This is a genomic window from Pseudoalteromonas sp. 2CM41L, from assembly GCF_023161905.1.
In the GTDB taxonomy this organism is placed as follows: Bacteria; Pseudomonadota; Gammaproteobacteria; order Enterobacterales; family Alteromonadaceae; genus Pseudoalteromonas; species Pseudoalteromonas atlantica.
The window spans coordinates 32,235-56,229 of record NZ_JALNTN010000013.1; the positions used below are offsets into that span (position 1 = coordinate 32,235).

At 41.4% G+C, this 23,995-nt stretch carries 28 protein-coding genes; 21 read left to right on the forward strand and 7 right to left on the reverse strand.

The features are described from left to right. Position 1: 1 nt before the first annotated feature. Complete coding sequence (locus MTF64_RS14530) at positions 2–352, forward strand: VOC family protein (protein WP_054983318.1); 351 nt, start codon at positions 2–4, stop codon at positions 350–352. On the opposite strand, the gene MTF64_RS14535 is transcribed toward MTF64_RS14530, so the two are convergent. Together MTF64_RS14535 and MTF64_RS14540 are read right to left on the reverse strand one after the other, a co-directional pair. Then, a complete protein-coding gene (locus MTF64_RS14535) occupies positions 327–1,043 on the reverse strand; it encodes a hypothetical protein (RefSeq protein WP_248451804.1) in 717 nt (238 codons plus the stop codon). The two genes, MTF64_RS14530 and MTF64_RS14535, sit on opposite strands and share 26 nt — an antisense overlap. Positions 1,044–1,186: 143 nt before the next feature. After that, positions 1,187–1,441, reverse strand: a complete 255-nt coding sequence (locus tag MTF64_RS14540; protein ID WP_024033916.1) for a Rho termination factor N-terminal domain-containing protein — start codon at positions 1,439–1,441, stop codon at positions 1,187–1,189. Positions 1,442–1,669: 228 nt separating this feature from the next. Here MTF64_RS14540 and MTF64_RS14545 point away from each other — a divergent pair, with 228 nt between their 5' ends. Then, complete coding sequence (locus MTF64_RS14545) at positions 1,670–2,050, forward strand: hypothetical protein (RefSeq protein WP_004589368.1); 381 nt, start codon at positions 1,670–1,672, stop codon at positions 2,048–2,050. Positions 2,051–2,060: 10 nt separating this feature from the next. Here MTF64_RS14545 and MTF64_RS14550 read toward each other — a convergent pair whose 3' ends face one another. Then, positions 2,061–2,501, reverse strand: coding sequence for a hotdog fold thioesterase (locus MTF64_RS14550; protein WP_004589367.1), 441 nt, complete (start codon positions 2,499–2,501; stop codon positions 2,061–2,063). Positions 2,502–2,678: 177 nt separating this feature from the next. Between MTF64_RS14550 and lexA the strand changes: the two genes are divergently transcribed. The 5 genes from lexA to MTF64_RS14575 all read left to right on the forward strand — a co-directional run bounded on the left by lexA (position 2,679) and on the right by MTF64_RS14575 (position 7,938). Beyond that, on the forward strand, positions 2,679–3,296 hold the full coding sequence (gene lexA / locus MTF64_RS14555; protein WP_004588213.1) for a transcriptional repressor LexA: 618 nt from the start codon (positions 2,679–2,681) through the stop codon (positions 3,294–3,296). 472 nt (positions 3,297–3,768) lie between these two features. After that, a complete protein-coding gene (gene coxB, locus MTF64_RS14560; RefSeq protein ID WP_248451805.1) occupies positions 3,769–4,905 on the forward strand; it encodes a cytochrome c oxidase subunit II in 1,137 nt (378 codons plus the stop codon). After that, on the forward strand, positions 4,905–6,497 hold the full coding sequence (gene ctaD, locus MTF64_RS14565) for a cytochrome c oxidase subunit I (RefSeq protein WP_004588215.1): 1,593 nt from the start codon (positions 4,905–4,907) through the stop codon (positions 6,495–6,497). The genes coxB and ctaD overlap by 1 nt, the downstream gene beginning before the upstream one ends. After that, complete coding sequence (locus MTF64_RS14570; protein ID WP_004588216.1) at positions 6,497–7,027, forward strand: cytochrome c oxidase assembly protein; 531 nt, start codon at positions 6,497–6,499, stop codon at positions 7,025–7,027. Before ctaD ends, MTF64_RS14570 begins: the two co-directional genes overlap by 1 nt. A gap of 35 nt (positions 7,028–7,062) precedes the next feature. Then, positions 7,063–7,938: a cytochrome c oxidase subunit 3 gene (locus tag MTF64_RS14575; protein WP_004588217.1), complete on the forward strand. Its 876-nt coding sequence runs from the start codon at positions 7,063–7,065 to the stop codon at positions 7,936–7,938. Here MTF64_RS14575 and MTF64_RS19995 read toward each other — a convergent pair. Further along, positions 7,838–8,149 (reverse strand): DUF2909 domain-containing protein, encoded by a 312-nt coding sequence (locus tag MTF64_RS19995; protein WP_095206665.1) that lies wholly within the window; start codon positions 8,147–8,149, stop codon positions 7,838–7,840. The two genes, MTF64_RS14575 and MTF64_RS19995, sit on opposite strands and share 101 nt — an antisense overlap. A 14-nt stretch (positions 8,150–8,163) precedes the next feature. Here MTF64_RS19995 and MTF64_RS14585 point away from each other — a divergent pair, with 14 nt between their 5' ends. The 13 genes from MTF64_RS14585 to MTF64_RS14645 all read left to right on the forward strand — a co-directional run bounded on the left by MTF64_RS14585 (position 8,164) and on the right by MTF64_RS14645 (position 20,647). Then, entirely contained in the window at positions 8,164–8,904 is a 741-nt protein-coding gene (locus MTF64_RS14585; RefSeq protein WP_248451806.1) for an SURF1 family protein, read from the forward strand. Then, positions 8,894–9,388, forward strand: coding sequence for a hypothetical protein (locus tag MTF64_RS14590; protein WP_055255278.1), 495 nt, complete (start codon positions 8,894–8,896; stop codon positions 9,386–9,388). The genes MTF64_RS14585 and MTF64_RS14590 overlap by 11 nt, the downstream gene beginning before the upstream one ends. A gap of 30 nt (positions 9,389–9,418) precedes the next feature. Then, positions 9,419–10,408 (forward strand): COX15/CtaA family protein, encoded by a 990-nt coding sequence (locus MTF64_RS14595; protein WP_248451807.1) that lies wholly within the window; start codon positions 9,419–9,421, stop codon positions 10,406–10,408. 12 nt (positions 10,409–10,420) lie between these two features. Beyond that, on the forward strand, positions 10,421–11,350 hold the full coding sequence (gene cyoE / locus MTF64_RS14600) for a heme o synthase (RefSeq protein WP_024033912.1): 930 nt from the start codon (positions 10,421–10,423) through the stop codon (positions 11,348–11,350). Further along, positions 11,347–11,964, forward strand: coding sequence for an SCO family protein (locus MTF64_RS14605; protein ID WP_024033911.1), 618 nt, complete (start codon positions 11,347–11,349; stop codon positions 11,962–11,964). Before cyoE ends, MTF64_RS14605 begins: the two co-directional genes overlap by 4 nt. A 163-nt stretch (positions 11,965–12,127) precedes the next feature. Beyond that, on the forward strand, positions 12,128–12,400 hold the full coding sequence (locus MTF64_RS14610; RefSeq protein WP_004588224.1) for an STAS domain-containing protein: 273 nt from the start codon (positions 12,128–12,130) through the stop codon (positions 12,398–12,400). An 8-nt stretch (positions 12,401–12,408) separates the two neighbouring features. Then, positions 12,409–12,771, forward strand: a complete 363-nt coding sequence (locus tag MTF64_RS14615; protein WP_029773320.1) for a response regulator — start codon at positions 12,409–12,411, stop codon at positions 12,769–12,771. A gap of 14 nt (positions 12,772–12,785) precedes the next feature. Next, a complete protein-coding gene (locus MTF64_RS14620; protein WP_248451808.1) occupies positions 12,786–14,873 on the forward strand; it encodes a chemotaxis protein CheA in 2,088 nt (695 codons plus the stop codon). Next, positions 14,870–15,355 (forward strand): chemotaxis protein CheW, encoded by a 486-nt coding sequence (locus MTF64_RS14625; RefSeq protein WP_004588228.1) that lies wholly within the window; start codon positions 14,870–14,872, stop codon positions 15,353–15,355. Before MTF64_RS14620 ends, MTF64_RS14625 begins: the two co-directional genes overlap by 4 nt. A gap of 48 nt (positions 15,356–15,403) precedes the next feature. Next, positions 15,404–18,109, forward strand: coding sequence for a methyl-accepting chemotaxis protein (locus MTF64_RS14630; protein ID WP_121638242.1), 2,706 nt, complete (start codon positions 15,404–15,406; stop codon positions 18,107–18,109). A gap of 60 nt (positions 18,110–18,169) precedes the next feature. Continuing rightward, positions 18,170–19,000, forward strand: coding sequence for a protein-glutamate O-methyltransferase CheR (locus MTF64_RS14635; protein ID WP_248451809.1), 831 nt, complete (start codon positions 18,170–18,172; stop codon positions 18,998–19,000). Further along, positions 18,984–19,607, forward strand: coding sequence for a chemoreceptor glutamine deamidase CheD (cheD, locus tag MTF64_RS14640; protein WP_029774194.1), 624 nt, complete (start codon positions 18,984–18,986; stop codon positions 19,605–19,607). Before MTF64_RS14635 ends, cheD begins: the two co-directional genes overlap by 17 nt. An 8-nt stretch (positions 19,608–19,615) precedes the next feature. Beyond that, positions 19,616–20,647, forward strand: a complete 1,032-nt coding sequence (locus MTF64_RS14645) for a chemotaxis response regulator protein-glutamate methylesterase (protein WP_248451810.1) — start codon at positions 19,616–19,618, stop codon at positions 20,645–20,647. Between the two features lie 3 nt (positions 20,648–20,650). Here the strand turns inward: MTF64_RS14645 and MTF64_RS14650 are convergent, their stop codons facing one another. Further along, positions 20,651–21,676 carry a polysaccharide deacetylase family protein gene (locus tag MTF64_RS14650; protein ID WP_248451811.1) on the reverse strand — a complete coding sequence of 342 codons (1,026 nt, stop codon included), beginning with the start codon at positions 21,674–21,676 and terminating at the stop codon, positions 20,651–20,653. Between the two features lie 42 nt (positions 21,677–21,718). Between MTF64_RS14650 and MTF64_RS14655 the strand changes: the two genes are divergently transcribed. Next, a complete protein-coding gene (locus MTF64_RS14655) occupies positions 21,719–22,990 on the forward strand; it encodes an MATE family efflux transporter (RefSeq protein ID WP_054983329.1) in 1,272 nt (423 codons plus the stop codon). A 9-nt stretch (positions 22,991–22,999) separates the two neighbouring features. On the opposite strand, the gene MTF64_RS14660 is transcribed toward MTF64_RS14655, so the two are convergent. Together MTF64_RS14660 and nfuA are read right to left on the reverse strand one after the other, a co-directional pair. Beyond that, on the reverse strand, positions 23,000–23,269 hold the full coding sequence (locus tag MTF64_RS14660; protein WP_029774191.1) for a hypothetical protein: 270 nt from the start codon (positions 23,267–23,269) through the stop codon (positions 23,000–23,002). A 6-nt stretch (positions 23,270–23,275) separates the two neighbouring features. Beyond that, positions 23,276–23,851, reverse strand: a complete 576-nt coding sequence (gene nfuA, locus MTF64_RS14665) for a Fe-S biogenesis protein NfuA (protein WP_096042447.1) — start codon at positions 23,849–23,851, stop codon at positions 23,276–23,278. Positions 23,852–23,995 lie beyond the last annotated feature (144 nt).

The following is a 23,995-nucleotide window of genomic DNA, read 5'->3' on the forward strand; positions in this document are numbered from 1 at the left end:
TATGCTAGGTGCTTTTTCAATAAGTTTAACAGTTAAAGATATTAGAGCCTCAAAAGCGTTTTACGAAAAGTTGGGCTTTAGCGAGTTTGCAGGTGAGATAGAGCAAAACTGGCTAGTGATGAAAAACGGTGAGCATTTAATTGGCTTGTTCTCGGGTATGTTTGATAAAAACATGCTGACCTTCAATCCTGGCTGGGATCAAAACGCACAAACCGTTACAGAGTTTAAGGATGTTGATGCGCTTAGCGAATATTTTCAAAACGCTCATATCCAGGTTGAACCTGTGGGTGATAAAAGTTTTATTATTACCGACCCAGACGGCAACCCTATTTTGATTGACCAACACGTGTAAGTTTTTTTAGCCTAACGTTTTGTATTAATAAAATAATACCGCATAAACAAAATAGTACGCTGGTGGCTGCAAAACTGATGAGAAGCGGGTTGTTAAAATCTTCTCGCTCGTCGTAATCCATTATGTGTAGCATCCAAAAAAAGTCAAATATGCGCCATAGTGTGCTGCGAACGGTGATAACTTTACCGTTAATTGCATTTAAATACAGCGTGGTATTAAAGGTGTCGTTAAATTGTACTTGCCACACATTTGTTTTGTATCCCACCTCTCGAGTGCCTTGTTTTAAAAGTGTTGTGCTAATTGGCTTAGCGTCGATGAGTAAATGCGCTTGTGCATTAGCGGTAATTTGTATTTTAGTCGGTGGCTGAAAAGGGCGCCCCGTTAAACCATTAAAGCTTTGCTGCTCGTCAGTATTAATAACAGTAATAAGCGGGGTTGTTAAAAAGTGCTCAAACACTATTTGCGTGGGGTTAGGCACTTGGGCAGTAATATTATCGAGTGATGTGGGGTAGTCTGCTTGAGTAAATGGGTTTGTAAGTGTGCGCTTAGCAAGGTGCTTACCGTGTACGTATTCAAGTGGTATCGCGCTCATTACTAAGCCGCCTAAAAGCCAAGCTAAAATTTGTAAGGCAAGTAAATAGCCTAGCCACTTATGTAGTTTTCGAGCGCGCTTAAATAGTTGTTTTTTCATTTTGTGCTTCTTATTATTTTTAGCGTTAGTGTATTACAGCAGCCCATGCTTTTACTGCGGCATTTTGTCGCAGTTATTCATAAGCTTACTCTAACTTTATAAAAATAATAAAAAGGAGCGGTAAAAAATCAGTGAGGCTGTGTTTAATGCTCACGTAAGGCATTTATTAGCCCTTGTTTGCTCATTTTAGAGCGGCCACTAATACCGAGCTCTTTAGCTTTATTGTACAGCTGCTTTTTAGTGCGCTGCTCATACTTTGAGGCTTTGCCGCCTTTAACAGCGGTTTTATGAGTATTGCTATTAGCAATGCGCGCGGCTTTTTGTTTGCTCATGCCTTCATCTCGAAGCGCATCGTACTGATCGTCGTTTTTAATTTGCGGGCCATGATCTACCATAATTGTCCTCCTGAAGCGTTTAATTACACAGAGTGTGTATAACTTTCATACATAAACGGTAAAATTAAGCGTAACTAGCCTAACCCGTTTTATAAGGCAAATTAGGTGCCAATGGCGTTTAAACAGGTATTTTCTATTAATAAAGCCATGTTTAGCGCTTAGTTGATTTGGTATAAAAGTAAAACTGCGTTAAAGTTTGCGATGAAACTATAAGAGGGTAAAAAGCAGACAATGTCGGAAATTCAATTTTTAAATGTAGATCTAGAGCTTGAGTCTAAACAAGATATTAGCGCCCTGGTGGCAGACTTAAAGAAAAACGCGATGGTTTTGCATTATGACAAAGACGAATATCGTCAATTGGCGCGTATTGAAGCCTCAGGTGATATAACCACGCCAGACAAAGCAATCAACCACTTATGTGAATTAATAGAGTCGTGTTCACGTAATGCGCTTAAGCAGTGGCTAAGCTGTTCGCGCAGAACGTTTGATATAGGCTTTGAGTCGGGCACGTCACCTAAGTGTTTTAACCAAGCTCTACATGCAGATACACTGCTACGTATATCTGCCATTGGCGCTGGTATGGAAATAACAATTTACCCTATCGAAAAGTAGCCATAGTTAATTATTTGCGCTCGACAACCGCTGCGGTCATTTTTGATACGCAGCAAAGCTCGCCGCGGCTATTGGTTATTTTTATTTCCCATACAGAACTGCGCTTACCAATATGAAATGCACGAGTAACGGCGGTTAAAGTGCCATTTCGAGAGGCCTTTAGGTGGCTGGCGCTAATTTCCTGTCCAACACAATAAAATTTTGTAAAGTCCACGACAAAGTTAGCGGCGTAGCTTGCTACGGTTTCGGCAAGTACCACATTTGCGCCACCATGTACCATACCAATAGGATTATGATGCTCAGGAATAGCAGGCATGGTAGCCACCAGGTAATCATCTCCTATTTCGGTTATTTCTATGCCCATGGTTTTCATTAGCGTGCCTTGGCCGTTTATTCCCTCATCTAACTGTTTGCAAAGCTCTAATGTAATGGGTTGATGCCAAATACTCATAATTACTCCTTTATATTGAAAGCAAATTTATAGCATTTTAAATACTGAACGTCTGTAATTACCTAAAATTTATCCAGGTGCGGTGTATTTAGCTATTTTAAAGCACAATTTAAATTTGCGATTTTTATTTAACTGTATATACTCACAGTTAAATGTACTGTATGGAAAACCAGTTGTATGCGACCATTAACTAAACGCCAAGCTCAAATACTCGAACTAATAAAAGTTTTTATTAAAGACACTGGTATGCCTCCTACACGTGCCGAAATTGCGCAAACACTCGGTTTTAAAAGTGCCAATGCCGCAGAAGAGCACTTAAAAGCGCTTGCCAAAAAAGGTGTTATTAAAATGAAACCAGGCGCAAGCCGTGGTATTCAATTGGTTGAAGAAGAAGAGCCTGAGCAACTAGGGCTACCATTAATAGGTAGAGTTGCAGCGGGTTCGCCTATTTTGGCGCAAGAACATGTTGAGAGTCACTGTAAAATAGACCCACTTATGTTTAAACCAGCCGCCGACTTTTTACTGCGTGTTAACGGCATGAGTATGAAAGATATAGGTATTATGGATGGCGACTTACTTGCTGTGCACCGTACTCAAACAGCAGAAAACGGCCAAGTTGTGGTTGCACGAGTAGATGAAGACGTAACCGTAAAACGCCTAGAAAAAGCAGGTCGAAAAGTATTATTACACGCCGAAAACGAAGAGTTTACGCCAATTGAAGTAGACCTTGAAAACGAATCTTTTAATATTGAAGGGTTAGCCGTTGGCGTAATAAGAAATGCCGATTGGATGTAATTTTTAACTATTTTTAAGTAATATCTATAAATGCGCACTTTTTAGTGTGCATTTTTGTTTTAAAAACAAACCTTCCGCCATCTCAAAACGCCCTAAAATTATTTAGGCTGTAAACTTTTTTTCACTCATACTTTTATCTTCCTAAGCGTGTTACATCCCTTAATTTTGCTCGTATCTTGGCTGTTAAATAACAATTTAATACGCCGTCATTTAGTCAATTTTAAAATATCACTTGATTGTTTTTTATACTAAAACTTGCTTGTTGTACGTTTTTTAGCTAATCATTAATGTGCTGGACTAACAATAACTCACAGCTTTTTAGTTATGAGAACACACAATATACACAAACCTTTTGTTGTCCTAGCGATACCAATCAAAAATAAGATTGGTTAAAAAATAAAAATAACGAATTGGCGTTTAAGCCGTATGCCTCTTCGCTTTGCATTCGCAATAGCATCAAAGGAGCCGTCACATGGGTAAACTGACCTCTACCTTGTGGCTTGTGTTGATTATGTTCCCGCAGCAAGTGCTGGCTAATAGCCAATACAATATGCGCAAGGGCGTAACCGATATAAGTAATAATGTATATCAGCTACACATGACCATATTTTTAATATGTTGTGTGATTGGGGTGATAGTGTTCGCAATAATGTTTTGGGCACTGATTCATCACCGTAAATCTAAAGGGGCAGTTCCTGCCCAATTTCATGAAAGTACCAAAGTAGAAATTCTTTGGACTGCCATTCCGTTTGTTATTTTAATTGCCATGGCAATCCCTGCCACTAAAACCCTCATTGCGATGGAAGATGCCAGTAAGGCTGACTTAACCATTAAAATTACAGGGTCACAGTGGAAGTGGCATTATGAATATATGGGCGAAGACGTAGAGTTTTACTCTATTTTATCTACCCCTCAAGACGAAATAGCCAACCTTGCTAATAAAAACCCTAATTATTTACTTGAGGTTGATAAACCTTTAGTACTGCCAATTAATCGAAAGGTGCGTTTTTTAATGACCTCTGATGATGTTATCCACTCTTGGTGGGTACCCGATTTTGCCGTTAAAAAAGATGCCAATCCGGGGTTTATCAACGAAACGTGGACCAACATTAACGAAGAAGGTATTTACCGAGGACAGTGTGCAGAGCTGTGCGGTAAAGATCATGGTTTTATGCCCGTGGTGGTTGAAGCTAAATCGCAAGAGGATTTTAACGCATGGCTTGCAGATGCTAAGCAAGCTAAGCAAAAAGCCGCACTTGCTGATGCAGCATTGCTTGAGACAACAATTCCTAAAGAAGAGCTAATGACACTAGGTGAGCAAGTGTATATGGCAAGTTGCGCTGCGTGTCATCAACCTACAGGTATGGGGCTACCGGGCGTATTTCCTGCGTTAAAAGGCAGCCCCATTGTTTTGGGTGATATAAAAGATCACATTGATGTAGTGATTCATGGCCGCCCAGGAACTGCAATGCAGGCATTTGCAAAGCAGCTCTCAATTAAACAACTTGCAGCGGTAATTACCTATAAACGTAATGCGTGGGGTAATGAAACGGGTGATGTCATCCAACCTAGTGAAATTCAGGCAGCACTTGATGCGGAGGCGAACTAATGAGTAGCATAGTAGAACAACCTAACGCCAATGACGCTCACCACGGCCATCACCCAGCCAAAGGGTTTAAACGTTGGTTATACACAACAAACCATAAAGATATTGGCAGCATGTACTTAATTTTTTCGCTGACTATGTTTTTAATTGGCGGTGCAATGGCCATGGTTATTCGGGCTGAGTTATTTCAGCCAGGATTACAATTGGTAGACCCACACTTTTTTAACCAAATGACCACAGTACACGGTTTAATTATGGTGTTTGGTGCTGTTATGCCAGCCTTTACGGGGCTTGCTAACTGGATGGTACCGCTCATGATTGGTGCGCCAGATATGGCGCTGCCCAGAATGAACAACTGGAGCTTTTGGATTTTACCCTTCGCTTTTTTAATTTTATTGGCCTCGTTATTAATGCCTGGAGGCGGCCCCGCATTTGGCTGGACGTTCTATGCGCCGCTTTCAACAACGTATAGTAACGACAACACTGCAATGTTTGTGTTTGCAGTGCACATTATGGGGATTAGCTCAATTATGGGCGCAATAAACGTAATTGTGACCATTGTTAATTTACGTGCCCCAGGCATGACATGGATGAAACTACCATTATTTGTTTGGACATGGCTAATAACCGCATTTTTATTAATTGCTGTTATGCCCGTACTGGCCGGAGCGGTCACTATGGTGCTCACCGATAAATACTTTGGAACCAGCTTTTTTGATGCGGCAGGTGGCGGCGATCCGGTGATGTTTCAGCACATATTTTGGTTTTTTGGCCATCCCGAAGTGTACATCATGATTTTACCCGCCTTTGGTATTATTTCGACCATAGTGCCTACATTCTCACGTAAAAAACTATTTGGTTATGCCTCAATGGTTTACGCAACCTCCTCTATTGCATTACTGAGCTTTATAGTGTGGGCACATCATATGTTTACGACCGGTATGCCCGTTGCTGGCGAGCTATTTTTTATGTACGCGACCATGCTGATATCGGTGCCTACAGGGGTAAAAGTATTTAACTGGGTAGCCACTATGTGGCGAGGGTCAATAAGTTTTGAAGTGCCCATGCTATTTAGTATTGCCTTTATTGTGCTGTTTACTTTAGGGGGCTTTTCGGGGCTGATGTTGGCTATAACGCCTGCTGATTTTCAGTATCACGATACTTACTTTGTGGTGGCGCACTTTCATTACGTGTTAGTTACGGGGGCAATATTTTCGATTATGGCGGGGGCTTATTATTGGCTGCCTAAGTGGACGGGCAACATGTACAACATTGCCTTGGCTAAGTGGCATTTTTGGTTATCGCTGGTAAGCGTAAATGTATTGTTTTTCCCTATGCATTTTGTAGGGCTGGCAGGTATGCCGCGCCGTATTCCCGATTACGCCCTGCAGTTTGCTGATTTTAACGCAATCATAAGCATAGGTGGGTTTGCCTTTGGTTTATCGCAGTTACTCTTTGTGGCTGTGGTAATTAAATGTGCCCGAGGGGGCGATAAAGTCCCTGCAAAAGTATGGGATGGTGCTGAAGGTTTAGAGTGGGAAGTGGACTCTCCTGCGCCGTATCATACTTTTTCTACGCCGCCGGAAATTAAATAATGACACATGCACCGCTATTAAAGCGCCTAATTCTTATTTGTATAGGTATGTTTGCTTTTGCATTTGCCTTAGTGCCCTTATATGACGTGTTCTGCGACATAACTGGGCTTAATGGCAAGCCGTCGCTTGAGCAAGCTAAACAAAGTACACAGGTTGCACAAAATCGAGAAATAGGTGTGAGCTTTACAACCCATGCGCAAAGTGGTGCGCCGTTTATTGTTAAATCTAAAGAATACAGTGTTGATGTGAAACCAGGTGCCATGCGTGAGGTAATGTTTAGCGCAAAAAACACCAGTGATATTGATAAAGTAATGCAAGCGGTACCTTCTGTATCGCCCGGAAAGGCAGCCAAGTACTTACATAAAATAGCGTGCTTTTGCTTTGATCAACAACCCCTAAAAGCGGGTGAAGAGCTTGAGTTTAAGCTGCTTTTTTATGTTGATACCGCACTGCCGAGCGATGTAGAAGAGCTAACTTTATCGTACACCGTATTTGATATTAGTGAGCAGCTAGTAGCAAGTAATAACTAGCCTGCATGACTAGTGTAAAACTAGGAGCAAGTAACATGAATCAAGATTATGAAAACTACTACGTACCTGAGCAAAGTCCTTGGCCCATAGTGGGCGCGGTGGCGTTATTTTTTATTGCAGTGGGTGCGGCTTTAACAGTCATGAACTTAGAAAGTGAAGGGGGCAGCGGTGTGTACTTGCTATATGCAGGCATTGCAGTGCTGCTGTATATGATTTTTAGCTGGTTTAAAAATGTAATTAGCGAGTCTGATCAGGGCTTATATTCAGCGCAAATGGACCGCTCATTTCGACAAGGAATGAGCTGGTTTATATTCTCTGAAGTTATGTTTTTTATGGCCTTTTTTGGCGCATTATTTTACGCCCGCATACTGTCGGTGCCTTGGCTTGGCGGCGCTGGGAATAATGCGATGACCAACGAGGTGCTTTGGCCTACCTTTGAGGCCGTATGGCCACTACTAACCACACCAGCAGGTGAAACCACGCAAGCTATGGGGTGGCAAGGCTTACCCCTTATTAATACGCTTATTTTATTAGCGTCTTCGGTTACTTTGCATTTTGCTCACGTAGCCATTGAAAACAATAAGCGTAAACCGCTAAAAGTGATGCTAGGGGCAACCATTTTATTGGGTGTGTGCTTTTTAGCATTGCAGGTAGAAGAATATATTTATGCCTACAACGACTTAAACTTAACACTAGACGCAGGCATTTACGGGAATACATTCTTTTTGCTGACAGGTTTTCATGGCATGCATGTGACCCTTGGCGCCATCATTTTGTTTGTTGTATTTGTGCGTATTTTAAAAGGCCACTTTACGAAAGATAAACATTTTGCGTTTCAAGCAGCGGCTTGGTATTGGCATTTTGTTGATGTGGTGTGGCTGTGTTTATTTGTTTTTGTGTATGTGTTGTAACGGCTAATGGTGAGTGATTAGCCTTTATAAAACCAAGTTTTACAGCGGCTATCACCATCACCAAAACCACCACAGAAAACAGCACGCGACGGCCTAAAAAATGCGACATAGGCCGACCGCCAGATTTATCGGTCACCATAATAAATAGCGCTCTAAACAAGTTGAAAAGTATAAATAGTAACAGCAGCACAATAATAATTTTAATAATCACTGGGTTGACCCTTTATGCAGTTAATTTTAAGGCGTAAACAAAAGCTTAGCTCATTTATCGCACTTTGCGTTGTGGTAGCTGTGGTGCTGGTATGTGTACGTTTAGGGTATTGGCAATTAGCAAGGGCTGATCAAAAGCAGCAACAGTTAACAGCTATAGCTAACATGCAAACCCAAGGCGTAATGAGCTGGCAGCAATTACAGGCAATGCCTTCAAAGTGGAATAAAACAGGTGTAGTGGTTGAGCTTGTCGGAAAAATAATAAATCAGCAATACTGGCTTTTAGATAACCAAGTTTACCAAGGGCAAGTCGGTTACGACTTATTGGTGTTATTTAAGCCAAGCCAAGCAAGTGACGCTTTACTCGTTAATTTAGGGTGGGTAAAAGCGCCTATTTCACGCAGCGAATTACCTAACATCCAACTTCCTAAACGTAATATTACGTTTAAAGCGCAGATAAAAGAGCGAAATTTAACGAGCTTTAACTTACAAACCAATTCGACAAAACAAGACCTTCAAAAACGAATTCAATCAATAGATTTACAAAAGCTAAGTGAGCAGAGTAATCAATCGTTATTTAATTTTATGGCTTATCGTCAAGGTGCAGGAGATGTGCTAGCTATACCGCATTATAAAGCGGTGGTGATGAGTCCGCAAAAGCACCAAGCGTATGCAGTGCAATGGTTTTTAATAGCCTTAGCCTGCGTAGTGGTGGCCATTTTTGCCAGTAAAAAGAGGACTAACAATGAAAAATAACCCCTTAGTTTTGTTTGTTGTATGTTGCGCTGTACCGCTAGTACTTGCATACGGTGCGCTAAAACTAGACTGGTTGCCGAGCGCAATTACCAATAATGGCGAGTTTTTACAGCGCGAAGTAAAGCTTGAAAACTGGCAGCAGCACAACCCTAAGCAATGGACAATTGCGCTTAATTACTCCAATAAATGTAATGCTTCGTGCAATGAGCAGCTCAATGCGCTTGATAACTTATATATCGCCTTAGGAAAAAATCAGGGCAAGGTTGATATGGCTGTAATGGGGGCGCCTAAAGTTAAAAACATTCCTTGGAAAACCTTTAACGCGCAACAAAATTTGCAGCCCGCTAGCTTATATTTAATCGATCATATGGGGTTAGTGGTGCTTGAGTATCCGTTTAAAGAGCAGCCACAAGAAAACCGTTTAGTGCAAAAAGGTTTATTAAAAGATTTAAAAAAACTGCTTAATTATTCTCGTTCAAGCTAATTAATAGCGCATTGTTAATGGGAGATTCCTATGTATAAAAATTATAAAAACTGGGTACTTGCAACGGGGTTACTTGCGCTGTTGGTGGTAGGGCTAGGTGCTTATACACGTTTAAGTGACGCAGGGCTTGGTTGTCCTGATTGGCCCGGTTGCTATGGCTTTTTAACTGTACCAAAGCATGAAGCCGATATCGCACTAGCTACCCAAAGTTATCCAGATATGATGTTTGAAACCGCCAAAGCGTGGAAAGAAATGATCCACCGTTACTTTGCAGGCGCGCTGGGGTTGCTTATTTTAGCGCTATTCGTATTGGCTTTTGTAAAGCGCCATTACTCAAACACGCCGGTTAAATTACCGCTAGCCTTATTATTGTTAGTTATATTTCAGGCTGCGCTGGGTATGTGGACCGTTACTATGAACTTACAACCACTTATTGTGATGGGGCATTTGCTGGGGGGATTTAGTATTTTATCGCTAATCACTCTTTTATACCTACGTTTAACTACTAAACCCATAGAGGGCGGAGATAGTAGCGCTAAAGGCTATTTTTCATTGAGCTTAGTTGCATTGACTGTGTTGGTTATTCAAATTGCATTAGGAGGATGGCTTGCAGCAAATTATGCAGCGCCACACTGTAATGGCTTACCGCTGTGTAGTTATGCGCAGCCATTTTCACTCAGTAGTGTGTTTCAGCTGCCGCTTGAGCACAGTAATTATGAGTACGGAGTGCTATCGCAACAGGCGCGTATGTCTATTCATTTACTACACAGAATTTGGGCGCTAGTTACATGTATTGTGTTGGCGCTAATTATGTGGCGTATATACAGTCAGGCGCAATCTGCAAAAATAAAACACTGTACTGTCAGCGTGCTTGTTGCGCTACTTTGCCAAATTAGTTTAGGGCTTGCAGTGGTGCATTGGCACTTTCCGCTTGGAGTGGCGCTGGCGCACAATTTAATGGCAGCTATCTTGTTATTGACTATGGTTAGGTTGTGTTACTACCTAAAAGCACGCACTTAAAGGGGAATAATTATGGCACTCACACTCGACAAAAAAGAACTACAGGTTATTAGCGCACACCCTTTTATTCAACGTGCTTATAATTTACTGCAAGATTACTTAGCTATTAGCAAGTTTAAAGTAGTGGCTATGTTGGTACTTACTGCCTGGGTTGGCTTGGCACTGGCGCCTGATGTAGGGCGAGGCATTGCAGTACAATTTATTAGTTTATTAGGCATTGGTTTGCTCTCTGGCGCTGCGGCGGTAATAAATCATGTTGTTGATAGCGAAATAGATACAAAAATGGCGCGTACACGCCACCGCCCTGTAGCCAAAGGCCGGCTTAGTAAAACCCATGCGCTAAGCTTTGCAGGCGTGATAGGGGTTGCTGGTTTTATAATGCTAATGCTTTGGGCAAACACTCTAACAGCCGTACTTACTTTGTTTGCATTAGTTGGGTATGCTTTTATTTATACCTCTTTTTTAAAGCGTGCCACACCGCAAAACATTGTAATTGGTGGCTTAGCTGGGGCAATGCCGCCTTTATTGGGCTGGGTTTCTGAAACCAATCAAATGGCAGCCGCGCCATGGTTACTCGTAATGATTATATTTACGTGGACCCCACCGCATTTTTGGGCACTGGCAATAGCACGCAAAAGCGATTACGAACGCGCTAAAATTCCTATGTTGCCAGTAACTCACGGTATCGACTTTTGTAAAACCTGTGTTGTGGCTTACACCATATTACTGGCGCTTGTATGTGTATTACCTTATTTAATTGGTATGTCGGGCGGTATTTATTTAGTAGGCGCATGTGTACTCAATGCACTCTTTTTGTATAAAGCGGTTAAGCTTAAATTAGCCCCGAGCGATGACACCGCAATGGACTTATTTCGCTTTTCAATTGTGCATTTAATGGTACTCTTCGTGATCTTATTTATAGATAAATGGCTCCCTTTATGAAGCAGTTACGGATTAGCTTAGTTGTAATTTTTTCGTTTTTATTAGTCGCTTGCTCAGAGCAAAATAGTGCACCCGATGTGCAAGCCTTAGTGTATGAGCAAGCAAAGCCTCTTTCTGATTTTACTCTTAACGACCAAAACGGTGAGTTAGTCACCAAAGCGCAATTTTTGGGGCAGTGGAACTTAGTGTTTTTAGGCTATACCAGTTGTCCAGATATTTGCCCATTAACGCTTGCTAAACTAAACAGCGTGTATAAAAAGTTACATAACGAATACCCACTGCAAATTTGGTTTATGTCGGTAGACCCTCAACGCGATACGCCGGTAAAGCGCAAAGCGTATATTGATTATTTTAACCCTGACTTTTTAGCTGTTTCGGGTGAGCACAAAAACCTATTCCCGGTGGTTAGAGAGCTTGGTCTAATTTATGCCATTAGTGACTCGCAAGAATCAGAATATGCGGTCGATCATAGTGCTTCGGTGGCTTTAGTTGATGCAAATGGAGCGGTAAGAGCCATATTTAAGCCTGAATTCCAACAAGGAAATGTGCCCCTTATTAATACCACTCAACTTATTAGCGAATTTAAACAAATAGCGGATTACTATAAAAACTAGTTTTAAACTTTTCACGCATTTTAAAAGGAGCTTAGGCTCCTTTTTTGCTTTTTAGCGCCACTTTTAAAAGTTTTATTAATTTTTTTGAGCCTTTTATGGCAATTTTAATAACTAAGGCTAAGCTTTTGTTATGAATTGAATTGACAGGGAAAGTCCTGAAAAAATGCTAAAACTTCCAAGCGAACTTGCGATTATGCAAGTAGAGACTCTTCACCAAGATTTATTACAAGAACTCAATAGCAACAACGATATTTGTTTAGATGTCAGTGAGGTTGTTTCAGCCGATACCGCGTCAATTCAACTTTTGTGTGCCTTACAAAAACACCTACTTACCATACACCATAAAATTGTATGGGTAGGCAGCAGTGATGCACTTCAAAACGCCATTAATCAACTTGGCTTAAGTCAATATTTAACACTTGAAAGTAAAGGTTAGAGGTTTATATGAAGAAAATTTTAGCGGTTGATGATTCTGCGTCAATGCGTCAAATGGTGAGCTTTACGCTTAAAACCGCAGGTTTTGATGTTACCGAAGCAAAAGATGGCAGCGAAGCCCTCGCGATTGCCAAGCAGCAAAGTTTTGATGCGGTAATTTCAGATGTAAATATGCCCATTATGGATGGCATTACGCTTATCAGAGAGCTCAGAGGCCTTCCTGATTACAAATTTACGCCGCTACTTATGCTAACCACAGAGTCAGGATTAGATAAAAAAGTAGAAGGTAAAGCAGCTGGCGCAACAGGCTGGATTGTAAAGCCTTTCAACCCGGATCAGTTACTAGCGGTACTTAAAAAAGTAATTCGTTAACTGAGGAGTGCGGCGTGAGTATAGATTTAAGTCAATTTTTTGAAGTGTTCTTTGAAGAAAGTTTTGAAGGCCTAGATACAATGGAGGCCGAGCTATTAAATTTAGAGCCCGGCAAAGAAGACTTAGAAACAATAAATACTATTTTTAGAGCTGCGCACTCAATTAAAGGGGGCAGTGGCACCTTTGGCTTTAACTCTGTTGCTGAGTTTACCCATGTGCTAGAAACCCTACTGGATCAAATACGCCAAGGTGAGCGCGAACTCACCACCGAGCACGTTAATTTATTGCTTAAAGCTGTTGATTGCTTGCGTGGGTTACTCGGTGAGCTGCAAGCAGAGCAAGAGCCTGATTTATCACATGCTACAACCTTAAAAAAACAGTTTGAAATTGTACTGGAAATGCAAGCCGATTCAGCTCCAAGCGAGGCAAGCGAAGTCACGGCTGCTGCTGAGGTAAATACCTTTCAAATTGATTTTAAACCGCATCATCACCTTTTTAAAACAGGCAACGAGCCTTTATTTATGATCAGCGAACTAGCTGAACTCGGCGAGCTTGAAACACAGGCCTTTTTAGACGATATCCCAGATATTAAAGATTTAAGCAGTGACGAGTGCTACTTACACTGGCGCTTTTTTTTAAATACCAGCGAAAAAGAAGCCGCTATTAAAGAGGTATTTGAATGGGTAGAAGATGATGCCGATATAAAAATAGAGCTTTGTGGCGGGTTATTTGATGAAGACACTTCTCACACCGCATACGCTGATGAAAAGAGCAACGACAACTCAGCTCAAACACCGCCTATTAGCGATGCTAAAAAAGCACCCGACAAACCTAAAAGCAAACCCACAGCCGATAAAAAGCCAACATCAGCACCTGAGTCTACCTCCATAAGAGTAGGAATAGACAAAGTAGACTCGTTAATAAATATGGTTGGTGAGCTGGTGATAACACAAGCCATGTTAAATCAGTTGAGCGAGCAAGAAATTAGCGAATCAACCATTACGTCATTACAAGAAGGTTTGGCACAACTGGCGCACAATACCCGAGACCTGCAAGAAAATGTTATGCGTATACGTATGTTACCGATTAACTTTGTATTTAGCCGGTTTCCGCGCTTAGTGCGCGATATAGCGCAAAAACTAAATAAACAGGTGGAGTTAAAATTATTAGGCGAGCAAACCGAGCTAGATAAAACGGTAATGGAAAAAATATCTGACCCCATGGTGCACCTAGTCAGAAATTCGCTCGACCATGGCCTTGAAACAATTGAACAGCGGGTTGCCGCAGGTAAAGACCCAGTGGGCACCGTGACCTTAAATGCCTTTCATCAAGGCGGCAATATCGTGATAGAAATAATGGACGACGGGCAAGGCTTAAATACGCAAAAAATTAAAGAAAAAGCCATTGCTAATGAGCTAATCACCGCTGATTGTAATTTAACAGATGATGAAATTAACGAGCTTATTTTTATGCCTGGCTTTTCTACCGCCGATGCGGTTAGCGACTTATCTGGGCGTGGTGTAGGAATGGATGTTGTTAAGCGCAATATTCAATCTTTAAATGGCTCTGTTGAGGTTTCTTCAGCGCCTGGCGTTGGCTCTACCTTTACAATTAGGTTGCCCCTTACGCTTGCCATTTTAGATGGTCAATTAGTTAAAGTTGCCCAGCATACTTATATTATTCCACTTATTTCTATTGTTGAATCGCTACAGATTGATATCACTAAAGTAAGCCGAGTGGGTAAAGACCTAGATGTACTAAGGCTGCGTGACGAATACATTCCTATTTTACGCTTATATCAAATTTTTAATCATCAAAACGCCATAGAGTCATTAGACAAAACCTTGCTGGTGGTTGTTGAAACCGACAACCAAAAAGTGGGTTTGCTGGTAGATGACTTACTTTCGCAGCAGCAGGTAGTCATAAAAAGTTTAGAGGCCAATTATCAAAAAGTAGATGGGGTGTCTGGAGCAACTATTTTAGGCGACGGGCGTGTATCGTTAATTGTTGATATTAGCGGCTTAATAAAATTATCAGGGCTTAAAAAACCAGGTAGCCAAGAGCTAATCATAGAATCTAAAACACCTCTGGAGGCTTCATGATTAGTGAGCAAAGCGAGCTAAACAACAAAATTGATTTAGGGCAACAGCAAGGCGTTAAGCAGTTTTTAACCTTTATTATGGCTGGCGAAGAATACGGCGTAGATATATTAACCGTGCAAGAGATCAGGAGCTGGGAAGAAATTACCGTACTACCCAACGCACCGGATTTTGTTAAAGGAGTGATAAACCTTCGCGGCACCATAGTGCCAATAATAGATTTACGCTTACGTTTTGGCCTGCCAAGCACTGAATATGGGCCATTAACAGTTGTTATTGTTGTAAAAGTTATTTTTGAAAACGATTCAAAAATAATGGGCATCGCAGTAGATGCGGTGTCAGATGTTTACAGCATTGCAGAGCAAGACGCCAAGCCCGTCCCTAGCCTGTCTGATTCGAGTAATTGTGAATATGTCGCAGGGTTGGTGAACGTGGGCGAAAAAATGGTCTCGTTGATAGATTTACAAAGAACAATGGATATATAGCCACAGCGCTATGTAGCAACAAAAACAAACATAAAGGTGGTGATGGGCATGGGATGGTTTAGTAATCCGAAGCAGTCAGAATCAAGTAATGACTTAATCGTTAATGCATTAAATAAATCATTAGCGGTTATTGAATTTGAACCCAGTGGCAGAATAATTACGGCTAATTCAAACTTTTTAAATGCAATGGGATACCGTTTAGAGGAAGTGCAAGGGCAGCACCACTCTATGTTTGTTGAACCAGATGAAGCACAAAGCAGCGAGTATAAAAATTTTTGGCAACGCTTGCGCGGTGGTGAGTTTATTTCTAATGAGTTTAAGCGTCTTGCTAATGGAGGGCGAGAGGTATGGATCCAAGCTACCTATAACCCAATTATTGATAGCCAAGGGCAAGTGCTAAAAGTAATTAAATTTGCTACCGACATTACCGAACAAAAGAAACAGGCCGCTGAAGCGCAAGGCCAACTTGAGGCAATTAGTAAATCTCAGGCGGTGATTGAGTTTAATCTTGATGGCACAATTATTACTGCCAATGACAATTTTTTAAATGGTTTAGGCTATCAACTTAGCGAAATAAAAGGCCAGCATCATAAATTATTTGTCGACCCAGAATACGCTAAAACAAACGAGTATAAACAATTTTGGGATAAGTTAGGACGAGGCGAGTACGACTCGGGCGAGTACATGCGAATAGGCAAACAAGGGCAAGAAATATGGATCCAAGCCTCTTATAACCCTATTTTCGATTTAAACGGCAAGCCTTATAAAGTTATTAAATACGCCAGTGATATCACCGCGCAAAAACAGCTAGAGCGCGAGTCTAAAAAGGCTGCCGATTTAGCAAGTGCGTTAACTGTTTGCCAAGCCAATGTAATGATTGCCGATAAAGACCTAAATATTGTATTTGTAAACGATCAGGTTAAGTTAATGCTCAAAGCGCGAGAAACTGAGTTGCAAGGTGTGCTACCTAGTTTTTCTGTTGATAATTTAATAGGCACGTGTGTTGATGATTTTCATAAGCACCCAGCTCATCAACGCGAACTATTAAAAAACTTAAAACAACCTTATAAAACTGAGTTACGTTTAGCGGGGCTTATTTTTAGTTTAATTGCTACACCGTGGATAAACCATGAAGGTAAGCATTTAGGCACCATTGTTGAGTGGGAAGATATTACCGATAGCGTAGCAAAAGCGGAGCAAGAACGTGCTGAAGCACAAGAAAACTTACGAGTAAAACAAGCGCTTGATACCGTAGCAACAAACACCATGATAGCCGATGCTTCAAATGTAATTGTATACATGAACAACGCGGTTAAATCGATGATGAGTATTGCCGAAGATGATTTGAAAAAGGAGCTGCCAAATTTTGATAGCACCAATTTAATGCAGCAAAACATTGATATATTCCATAAAAATCCGGCTCATCAACAAAACCTACTAGCTAAGCTTACAACAACTTACCGAGCCGAAATAAAAGTAGGCGGGCGCACGTTTGGTTTAGTTGCAAACCCTATTTTTACACCAGAACAAGAACGCATAGGCACCGTAGTTGAGTGGGAAGATAGAACGGGCGAAGTTGCAATAGAAAAAGAAATTGCACAATTAGTCAGCGATGCAGGTAATGGCGATTTAGAAACCCGAGTAGATGAAAAAGGTAAAGAAGGCTTTTTCTTACGCTTAGCGCAAGGCTTAAACAGCTTAGTTGAAATTGTGGATGATGCCGTTAGTGATACCGCGCAAATGCTTGATGCAATGGCCAATGGTGACCTATCAAAACGCATAGAAAAAGAGTATCAAGGCTCGTTCGATAAGCTCAAGCAAGATGCTAATACCACAGCAGATAAATTGACCGATGTGATTAATCGAATTAACTCATCGGCCACGTTAGTAGCCAGTGGCGCAGAGGAAATTTCGCAAGGCAACGCCGATTTAAGCCAGCGTACCGAAGAACAAGCTTCATCACTTGAAGAAACCGCGTCAAGTATGGAAGAAATGACCAGTACCGTAAGACAAAATGCAGATAACGCAAAAGTCGCTAACGATTTAGCCGAAGAAACCTGCGAGAAAGCAATTCAAGGTGGTGAAGTAGTTAATAGAGCTGTAACGAGTATGTCGGCCATTAACGAGTCGAGTAAAAAAATTGCAGACATTATTGGCGTGATTGATGAAATTGCCTTTCAAACTAATTTACTGGCACTTAACGCCGCCGTTGAAGCTGCTAGAGCGGGTGAGCAAGGCCGTGGCTTTGCCGTTGTTGCTGGTGAGGTGCGTAATTTAGCGCAGCGCTCAGCTGGAGCAGCCAAAGAAATTAAAGAGCTTATTAGAGACAGCGTTGCAAAAGTGACCGATGGCTCTGTGCTTGTAAATGAGTCGGGCGAAACACTCAGAGAAATTGTTTCAAGCGTACAACGTGTTACGCAAATGATTTCGGATATAACCGAAGCCTCTGAAGAGCAAAGCGCAGGTATTGAGCAAGTTAATAAAGCGGTTGCCCAAATGGATGAAATGACCCAGCAAAATGCGGCCCTTGTAGAAGAAGCGTCTGCGGCGGGCGAGTCAATGGCTGAGCAAGCAAACGAGATGCGTCAGTTATTGCACTTTTTTTCACTCGGGCAGCAAGGCATGAACACATTGCCAAATACACACTTTGAACGCTCAGCGCCCCCTGCGCGCCAACCTAGTGGCTATTTAAAAAATACCCAACCCAAAGGCGAAAACTTTATAGACTCAGCAGATGAATGGGAAGAGTTTTAGTCATTACTGGCTTGCTAGTTAATACCCTAGCAAGCCTGCTTTACAAGGGATGGTATGACAATGAAAGAATTTTTATGTACCGATAAAGATTTTAAAGACATTGCCACTTTAGTTTATAACGCGTGCGGAATTGTACTTGGCGATCATAAACGCGAAATGGTGTATTCCCGCTTAGCAAGAAGGGTAAGAGAGCATAAACTTAAAAACTTTTCTCAATACTTAGAGTACTTAGACAATAATAAAGAGGCTGAGTTTGACGCATTTATTAATGCTATTACCACTAACTTAACCTCCTTTTTTAGAGAACCCCACCACTTTGAGTTTTTAAAAAACACCATAGTGCCGCAGTTACTTAGCAGTAACAAAGTAACAAAACGAGTACGCGTATGGTCAGCGGGTTGCTCTACAGGCGAAGAGCCTTATAGCTTAGCAATAACCCTTGCCGGTTTATTCCCAAGTTCTTGGGATGTAAAAATTTTAGCAACCGATTTAGATTCTAATGTATTAGCCAAAGCACAAGCGGGTATTTATACCGCGGCTAATGTAAATGGCTTAGAAAACAATGTACTTAAAAAGTGGTTTTTAAAAAGCAAAGATGGGCAAACATATAAAGTAAAACCACAGTTAAATAAGCACATTTTTTTTAAACGCCTTAACCTTTTACAAGAATGGCCCATGAAAGGGCAGTTTGACTTAATTTTATGTCGTAACGTGGTTATTTATTTTGATAAAGAAACAAAAGACACCTTGTTTAAACGTTATGCAAATGCACTTAATCGTGACGGTTATTTGTTTTTAGGGCACTCAGAGAGTATGGGAAAAGAGCATTCTGAGTTTAAAAATTTAGGGAAAACCATGTATCAAAAGCAACACAATGCACGCACAGTTTAGGCCGGTGCTCCCAGGATTTGAACATATAAAACGTTACTGGGATGCAGGGCGCACAAGCGTGGTGGCAAAAATATTACCTGGCGAATTTTATGTCTCAAAAAATGATGAGCTTATTTCTACAGTACTTGGGTCGTGTATAGCCGCGTGTGTTTACGATGAAAAAGCCGGTATAGGTGGCGTAAATCATTTTATGTTGCCAGTAAAAAAAGGCCTAGAATTAAACAGTGCCCATAGTTTGAGCTGCCGCTACGGAAACTGGGCAATGGAATACCTGATCAACGAAGTACTCAAAGGTGGTGCTGCGCGAAAAAATTTAAAAATAAAACTCTTTGGTGGCGGCAAAATAATTAGCGCCATGACCGACATAGGGATAGGTAATATTAGCTTTGCCAATGCGTATATTCAGGAAGAGTCGCTCAATCTTGTTGCACAAGATATGGGGGGGCCGTGGCCTCGAAAAATTTTTTTTCATCCGCATACGGGCAAAGTCCACGTAAAGAAGCTGAAGAATTTGCACAACAATACAATTGAAAAACGCGAAGTGCGCTACCTGCAAAACCTTAAGCAACAAGATAAAGCCACCGAGACTAACATAGAGCTGTTTTAGGAGCCGTAATGGTTAAAGTTCTGATAATAGATGATTCACCACTGATAAGGCGTTTGCTGAGCGAAATATTATCTCAGGCTAGCGATATCGAGGTTGTTGGCTGTGCTGAAGACCCTTATCAAGCACGAGAAATGATTAAATTGCTCAATCCAGATGTGCTTACCCTCGATGTAGAAATGCCAAAAATGGACGGCATTAGCTTTTTAAGAAACCTAATGCGCTTAAGACCTATGCCCGTTGTGATGATTTCTACACTAACCCAGCAAGGCTCGCCTATCACGTTAGAAGCACTTGAGCTTGGTGCAGTGGATTTTATTGCCAAGCCAACGGTGAATGTTAAGCAGCAAATGAGTCAATATGCATATGTTGTGCAGCAAAAAGTGCGTGTGGCGGCAGGTGCAAGGGTAAGAAGTTTTAAAAAGGTAAGCACAGTGAGCGAGCCTTTACCTAGCAATGCACAATTTTTATTAAACAAGGTAATAGCGATAGGGGCTTCAACAGGGGGCACAGAAGCAATAAAAGAAGTGCTTATAAAAATGCCGACCAATTGCCCTGCGATTGTGATTACCCAGCATATTCCTCCGGTATTTAGTACCTCGTTTGCCCAGCGTATGGACCGCACCTGTGCAATTAACGTAAAAGAAGCGCAGCACGGCGACAAGCTCACTGCGGGATGGGCTTATATAGCCCCAGGTGGTTTGCACTTAAGTATAAAAGAAAGAGGGGCAAGTTTATATTGCGAGCTTGATGATTCTGAGCCTGTTAACCGCCATAAACCGGCGGTAGATGTATTATTTAACTCGTTACTTGAGTGCGGTGCAAAAAACATTGTGGCAGCGCTACTAACCGGTATGGGGAGCGATGGAGCAAAGGGCTTGCTTAGCATTAAACAAGCGGGTGGTTACACCATTGCACAGGATGAGTTTTCTTCTGTGGTGTGGGGAATGCCCAAAGCGGCGGTTGATTTAGGTGCCGCTCACGAAATTGTTGCGCTTGATAAAGTAACCCAACGCTTATTGCATCAGGCTATAAAGGTGTAATTGCTACTGAATAACCCATGGCTGCGAAAACCAATAGTAACTACCAGGGTGCTCAATAGAAGGGGCGGTACAATTAAAGCGTGAACGGCCTTTATTTAGCGCCTTTGGAGAGTCAATTTTTACAGTTGTGTCGTTTATCCAAGTTAACTTAGCCTGCCCCACACTTGAGACATAACACGCAAACTGACTTTTATGAAAATCACCCATTTCAAACTCAATGCTGAGCGTTGGTGGGTTTTGTGAGGTTACACTGTCTTGGTAATCTAGGGTTTTAATACTAAACGCCCGAGAGTTTAATTTTGTAATTAGCGTATCTAATTTACTGTAAAAGCCGGAGGCTGGAAAACGCGGTAAGCGGGTAAAGTTAGCGTTTTTATTTACAGCGCCTGAGTGCTGACCAATGCCAATAAAGCCAAGCTCTTCTACAAGCGCTTGTAGTTTGTTATTAAACTCACCATACGGGTACGCTAGGTATTTATAGTCGTGGCCTATTTCTTCTTTAATACGCTGTTGAGAATGCAAAATATCTTGTTTTATACGTGCTTGCCATTGTGCATCGCTCTCACCTTTTAGCTTAATATGCAGGTAGTCATGCTGGGCAGTGTGATTGGCAATTAACGCCCCTTTGCCTGCGAGCTCTTTTAATTTATCCCACCCCATTACGTAGCCTTTACCTTCATCAATAAGGGTCGGGTTTACAAAAATAGTATAGGGGTAACCAAATTTTTCTAAAATAGGCGCTGCTTGTTCGTAGTTATTGTTGTAACCATCGTCAAAGGTGATAGCGACTGTTTTCTCAGGTAAGGTTTTGCCTTGTTGTATAGCGCTTATTAGCTCATTTAGTGCAATAACATTAAAATTATGCTCTTTTAAGTAGCTCAAATGCTTGGTAAACGTATTTGCGCTTACACTGGTCACAGCCGGAAGGGTTTCGCTTACATGGTGATACTGTAAAATAACCGCCGCATGAGCACGTACTGATAAACAAATGAGAGTAATTAAAACTAAATGAAACAATTTCTTAAACATAATAAGGCACACCATAAAAGCTTGCTGTTGCTAGCGGGTCCAATGATATTATCAAATATTACTGTCCCACTGTTAGGAATTGTTGATACCGCTGTTATTGGCCACTTAGGTAGCGCACATTACTTAGCGGGCATCGCACTTGGCTCAGCTGTTATTTCTATTTTATTTTGGCTCGCCGGTTTTTTACGTATGAGCACCACAGGGTTAGTGGCCCAAGCATACGGGCAAAATAACTTAACACAGTTGGCAGCGCTTTTAAAACGCAGCTTATTACTTGCCGTGTGTGTGGCGTTAGCGCTTATAGCTTTATCGCCTTTGATAAAACAAGCCATTGCATTTTTATCAGGCGCAAATAGTGAGGTTCTTGCTCAAGCATATCAGTATTTTAGTATTCGTATATTTAGTGCCCCTGCCGCACTTTGTAACTTAGTGCTGCTTGGCTGGATGCTTGGCGTACATTATGGGCGTGGGCCATTTTACTTGCTGCTAGTGACCAATATTACCAACATAGTGCTCGATATATATTTTGTGGTGTATTTAGACTGGGCAGTAGCGGGAGCTGCGTGGGCGTCGTTAATTGCGGATTACAGCGCGTTGGCTTTTGCGTTGCTACTAGTGATTAAGCTCGCTAAAAAGCAAGGCGTGGAGCTAAGCGTGCCCAACTGGCTCAGTGTTAGCAAAATGGCAGAGCTACTTAGTTTAAATAGAGATATATTTATTCGCTCTTTAATTTTGCAATTATGCTTTAGCTTTATGACCTTTTATGGCGCCCGCATAGGCGAAACAACGCTTGCAGCAAATGCCGTGTTACTTAATTTTTTAATGTTAGTAAGCTTTGCACTTGATGGAATAGCCTATGCAAGCGAAGCCAAAGTTGGTCAAGCTAAAGGTCAGCGAAGCGTTAATAACATTAGATTGTGGGTAAAAATAAGTGTGTTTTGGGGTATGCTTTTTGGCGTGTTATACAGCGTATTTTTTGCTGTGTTTGGCAGCGCTATTATTAAGCTTTTAACCAATGTACCCGAGGTGATAGAAGCTGCGACAAATTACTTACCGTGGGTAATAGTATTGCCTATGTTAGCAATGAGCTGTTTTTTGTTTGATGGCGTATTTGTAGGGCTCACACGGGCAAAAAATATGCGTAACAGTATGATTCTTTCAGCTGCTGTTGGCTTTTTTGGGGTGTTTTGGGTGTTTATAGAGTGGCAAAATAATGCGTTATGGCTGGCTATGAGTTGCTTTATGCTTATGCGCGGCGTTACGTTAATTATTAAGTATTTGCAGTTAAAAGCAACTAATCAGCTGCTAGATTAAGCGAACATGTCATTTCCATAGGTCGGGGTCGTGATCTTTTGGCCCCATATCTTTTAAAACTTGCGAGAAACGATTGGCAAAAATACCGCTATAACCCCATGCAGCAAAAAATAATGCCGGGATTAAAATAACCACACCTATAATTTGTAAGCTAAAGTGGGTGTAGTAGCCAAGGGCAATAAATATCACGGCTAGCACAAACAGTGCTAAGCCGCGAAAAAAGCGCGTTAAACTCAACTTAGGGTTACTCCCTAAGCGATAAATAAGCGGCTTTAACATTATTGCTTAGTAATAAGAGTGATCGCCCGCTTGGTGCTCGGTAATGTCGGCAACACCGGTGATTTCATCAAACTTTGCAATCATTTCTTTCTCGATGCCTTCTTTAAGCGTTACATCGATCATAGAACAGCCATTACAACCACCACCAAATTGAAGTACTGCAATACCTTCAGCGGTTACTTCAACTAGGCTTACTTGGCCACCGTGGTTAGCTAGCTGCGGGTTTACTTCGGTTTCTAGCATATGTTGAACACGCTCATTTAGCGATGCGTTATCGCCTAGTTTACGTGCCTTTGCATTAGGCGCTTTTAAAGTTAACTGAGTGCCCATTTTGTCGGTAACAAAATCAATTTCAGCTTCTTCTAAAAAAGGAGCGCTTTCTGTATCTACTACGGCATCAAAACCATTAAAATTAAGACGAATATCGCTGTCTTCTACGGCGTCTTCTGGGCAATAAGAAACACCACATTCCGCTTGTGATGTACCAGGGTTTACAACAAACACACGAATATTAGTTTGTTGTGCTTGATCTGCTAAAAGTTTAGCAAAATGCGCTTGTGCTGTTTCGGAAATAGAAATCATAAAACCGTCTATACTTGACTAAATTACTCGGATACTGCATATCATACTCCGCTCATCGTGTTGCGGCTAGTGTTGAGCGTAAAAAGTTGGCATCTATTTTAAGCAATGCTAGCGTGCAAATAACAAACATTTTTAGAGTGATTT

Bases quoted from the DNA above. Each gene is read 5' to 3' on its own strand.
- MTF64_RS14530 (WP_054983318.1), top strand. From the start codon at position 2: ATGCTAGGTGCTTTTTCAATAAGTTTAACAGTTAAAGATATTAGAGCC.
- MTF64_RS14535 (WP_248451804.1), bottom strand. From the start codon at position 1,043: ATGAAAAAACAACTATTTAAGCGCGCTCGAAAACTACATAAGTGGCTA.
- MTF64_RS14545 (WP_004589368.1), top strand. From the start codon at position 1,670: ATGTCGGAAATTCAATTTTTAAATGTAGATCTAGAGCTTGAGTCTAAA.
- MTF64_RS14550 (WP_004589367.1), bottom strand. From the start codon at position 2,501: ATGAGTATTTGGCATCAACCCATTACATTAGAGCTTTGCAAACAGTTA.
- lexA (WP_004588213.1), top strand. From the start codon at position 2,679: ATGCGACCATTAACTAAACGCCAAGCTCAAATACTCGAACTAATAAAA.
- coxB (WP_248451805.1), top strand. From the start codon at position 3,769: ATGGGTAAACTGACCTCTACCTTGTGGCTTGTGTTGATTATGTTCCCG.
- ctaD (WP_004588215.1), top strand. From the start codon at position 4,905: ATGAGTAGCATAGTAGAACAACCTAACGCCAATGACGCTCACCACGGC.
- MTF64_RS14570 (WP_004588216.1), top strand. From the start codon at position 6,497: ATGACACATGCACCGCTATTAAAGCGCCTAATTCTTATTTGTATAGGT.
- MTF64_RS14575 (WP_004588217.1), top strand. From the start codon at position 7,063: ATGAATCAAGATTATGAAAACTACTACGTACCTGAGCAAAGTCCTTGG.
- MTF64_RS14585 (WP_248451806.1), top strand. From the start codon at position 8,164: ATGCAGTTAATTTTAAGGCGTAAACAAAAGCTTAGCTCATTTATCGCA.
- MTF64_RS14590 (WP_055255278.1), top strand. From the start codon at position 8,894: ATGAAAAATAACCCCTTAGTTTTGTTTGTTGTATGTTGCGCTGTACCG.
- MTF64_RS14595 (WP_248451807.1), top strand. From the start codon at position 9,419: ATGTATAAAAATTATAAAAACTGGGTACTTGCAACGGGGTTACTTGCG.
- cyoE (WP_024033912.1), top strand. From the start codon at position 10,421: ATGGCACTCACACTCGACAAAAAAGAACTACAGGTTATTAGCGCACAC.
- MTF64_RS14605 (WP_024033911.1), top strand. From the start codon at position 11,347: ATGAAGCAGTTACGGATTAGCTTAGTTGTAATTTTTTCGTTTTTATTA.
- MTF64_RS14610 (WP_004588224.1), top strand. From the start codon at position 12,128: ATGCTAAAACTTCCAAGCGAACTTGCGATTATGCAAGTAGAGACTCTT.
- MTF64_RS14615 (WP_029773320.1), top strand. From the start codon at position 12,409: ATGAAGAAAATTTTAGCGGTTGATGATTCTGCGTCAATGCGTCAAATG.
- MTF64_RS14625 (WP_004588228.1), top strand. From the start codon at position 14,870: ATGATTAGTGAGCAAAGCGAGCTAAACAACAAAATTGATTTAGGGCAA.
- MTF64_RS14630 (WP_121638242.1), top strand. From the start codon at position 15,404: ATGGGATGGTTTAGTAATCCGAAGCAGTCAGAATCAAGTAATGACTTA.
- MTF64_RS14635 (WP_248451809.1), top strand. From the start codon at position 18,170: ATGAAAGAATTTTTATGTACCGATAAAGATTTTAAAGACATTGCCACT.
- cheD (WP_029774194.1), top strand. From the start codon at position 18,984: ATGCACGCACAGTTTAGGCCGGTGCTCCCAGGATTTGAACATATAAAA.
- MTF64_RS14645 (WP_248451810.1), top strand. From the start codon at position 19,616: ATGGTTAAAGTTCTGATAATAGATGATTCACCACTGATAAGGCGTTTG.
- MTF64_RS14650 (WP_248451811.1), bottom strand. From the start codon at position 21,676: ATGTTTAAGAAATTGTTTCATTTAGTTTTAATTACTCTCATTTGTTTA.
- MTF64_RS14655 (WP_054983329.1), top strand. From the start codon at position 21,719: ATGATATTATCAAATATTACTGTCCCACTGTTAGGAATTGTTGATACC.
- MTF64_RS14660 (WP_029774191.1), bottom strand. From the start codon at position 23,269: ATGTTAAAGCCGCTTATTTATCGCTTAGGGAGTAACCCTAAGTTGAGT.
- nfuA (WP_096042447.1), bottom strand. From the start codon at position 23,851: ATGATTTCTATTTCCGAAACAGCACAAGCGCATTTTGCTAAACTTTTA.